A 2,345-nucleotide genomic window follows, 5' to 3' on the forward strand; every position below is an offset into this window, starting at 1 on the left:
GCCAGTTCCTGTTCATTCTGCCCATGTCGGGTCAGTTTATCGCGTGCACTACAGGTGGCACGCGTATTTTGGTGTCGATGTTAAAGTCTATCGGTCCTATCGGCGTGGTGATGGGATGTATGTGGGGATTGAACGGGACCCGGGCGTCGCTGTCATGGCTCCAGCTTGGGTTCTGGATGCCACAGTTTGCGGACTGATGACACTTGGGTCACCGCAAGTGTCCACGGCGGGGTTGCTGGATTTATCCGCAATTCTGACATCGCACGGTTTTCGGCGAAGCTTTGATGAGTGCGACTCATCGAAGGAAGCCGAACATGATCACTCCCAAATCAACCGACCTGACGCAGCTGCCTCTTCCATTTCATCCGCCAGTGACAGCGCTGATGAGCGAGCGGGAGCGCGAGATGTTGAAGCAGGCTCTTGCGCAATTGCTTCTGGAAGCGATCGGGGTGACGCAGGAGGGATCAAATGATGGGTAATGACCTCACACCTATAGCAATATTGCCGCCTGCGTTGTTGCAGCGCCGCGCCATCGTCTATGTCCGGCAATCGACACAGAGCCAGGTCATGACCAATCTTGAGAGCCAGCGGCGGCAATACGATCTTGTGTCTTCTGCACGTCAGTACGGTTTCCAAACGGTAGATGTTATCGATGATGATCTTGGTATATCCGCCAGTGGCAGCGCTGTCCGGCCCGGGTTTGAACGATTGGTTGCAGCTCTTTGTTCTGGTGAAGTTGGTGCGGTGTTTTGCCTCGAAGTCTCGCGATTGGCCCGCAATGGGCGCGATTGGCACCATGTTCTTGAGATCTGTGGTATGGTTGAGGCACGCGTTGTCGACCATGATGGCGTATATGATCCCCGCCTGCCAAACGACCGGCTTTTGCTCGGCATGAAGGGCAGCATCAGCGAGTTTGAACTGGGGATACTGCGAACGCGGATGCTGGACGCAGCGCGGGCAAAGGCGCGACGCGGTGAACTGCGTTACACCCCACCGATTGGCTATCTTTGGGACCGAGCTGCGGGGATCATGTTTGATCCAGACATGCGGATTCAGGAAGTGATAGGCACGATATTCACCCGCTTCCAGGAACTGGGCAGTGCCAGACAGGTCCTGTTGTCGATGGCTGATCAAGGTATCCATTTCCCACGGCCATCAGATGGTATCCGGCTGACTTCTTTTGAGTGGCGGCCTATCCGGTATCGCAATGTCATCAGCGTTCTCAAAAATACATTCTACGCTGGCGTTTATGCTTATGGTAAAACCGGAAAGAAGACGGAGATCAGGGACGGCCGCGCCCATGTCAGTTACAAAAACCACAAATCGCCCGAAGATTGGGAGGTGGTTCTCCATGATCACCATGCCGCGTATATCGAGTGGGGGGCGTATGAACGCAATCAGGCGCAACTCGCGCGCAATGCGTTTGGCAAGGCAGGTGGAGCAAAGTCAGCCCGCGGTGGCCGAGCCTTGCTCGCGGGGCTCATGTCTTGTGCCAAATGTGGGAGACGTTTGCACGTTGTCTATGCGGGCCGAACGCATCGTCCTGTCTATCGGTGTGATAATCCCAACCTGCTTTTGGGCCAAAAGCGATGTTTCACATTCGGCGGCGCACGGGCAGAGACCCTCATTGTCAGAGCCGCTTTGGATGCCGTCGCACCGCTGGCCATTGATGCAGCGCTGCAGGCGCAGATTTGCATGACCAAGGCAAAGGAAGATCGCCGCCAGCTCTTGGAGCTGGAACTGAAGCAAGCGGAATATGACGCCACGCTCGCAGAACGTCGATATGCGGCATGTGACCCGGAGAACCGCCTGATAGCCTCGACGCTGGAGAAACGCTGGGAGGAAGCTCTCTTGCGAGTTAAAGTCTTCAAGGAACGCATGGTCAGCTCTCCAGACGCGCACGAGACCTTTGACCCGGGGCTATTGAACGGCTTGGCGCAGGATCTAAAGGTCGCATGGGATGCGCCTACGGTGAGCATGCGTGTTCGCCAGCAACTGCTCCGGACCCTGATTGAGGACATCGTCGCGGATGTGGATGACACAACCCGTGAGATTGTGCTGGTCGTCCACTGGAAAGGCGGTCGACACACGGAGTTGCGGGTCAAAAAACCAAAGACAGGCGAACATGGTGCAAAAACCAGCGATGAGGCGCTAGCGATCATCCGCGAGATGGCAGGACGATGGTCAGATGGATCCATTGCGGCCTCGCTGAACCGCATGGGTATTCGCACCGGTCAGGACAAAACCTGGAATGCCAAGCGCGTGTCCTCCATACGGCGCGTGAACAACATCCACGGCTACCTCTCCGCTGACAAGGACAGCCCGTGGCGCACCATGTCTGAGGC

General features: G+C 56.4%; 3 protein-coding genes. All 3 read left to right on the plus strand.

Annotation, left to right across the window (positions count from 1 at the left end; translation table 11 throughout):
• Positions 1 to 197, plus strand: a 197-nt coding sequence (locus tag ACFWW2_RS12205; RefSeq protein ID WP_393928353.1) for a hypothetical protein, incomplete at its 5' end; no start/stop codon positions are given.
• 117 nt (positions 198 to 314) lie between these two features.
• Positions 315 to 479 (plus strand): hypothetical protein, encoded by a 165-nt coding sequence (locus tag ACFWW2_RS12210; RefSeq protein ID WP_393928354.1) that lies wholly within the window; start codon positions 315 to 317, stop codon positions 477 to 479.
• Positions 469 to 2,345: recombinase family protein (locus ACFWW2_RS12215; RefSeq protein WP_393928355.1), on the plus strand; the 1,877-nt coding region annotated here is incomplete at its 3' end. The genes ACFWW2_RS12210 and ACFWW2_RS12215, both read left to right, overlap by 11 nt.

Origin of the sequence: Yoonia sp. R2-816, assembly GCF_046762905.1 — a bacterium.
GTDB lineage: Bacteria > Pseudomonadota > Alphaproteobacteria > Rhodobacterales > Rhodobacteraceae > Yoonia.

What these genes read in the sequence shown, in the direction of transcription:
- ACFWW2_RS12210 (WP_393928354.1), top strand. Translation starts at nt 315, where the DNA reads ATGATCACTCCCAAATCAACCGACCTGACGCAGCTGCCTCTTCCATTT.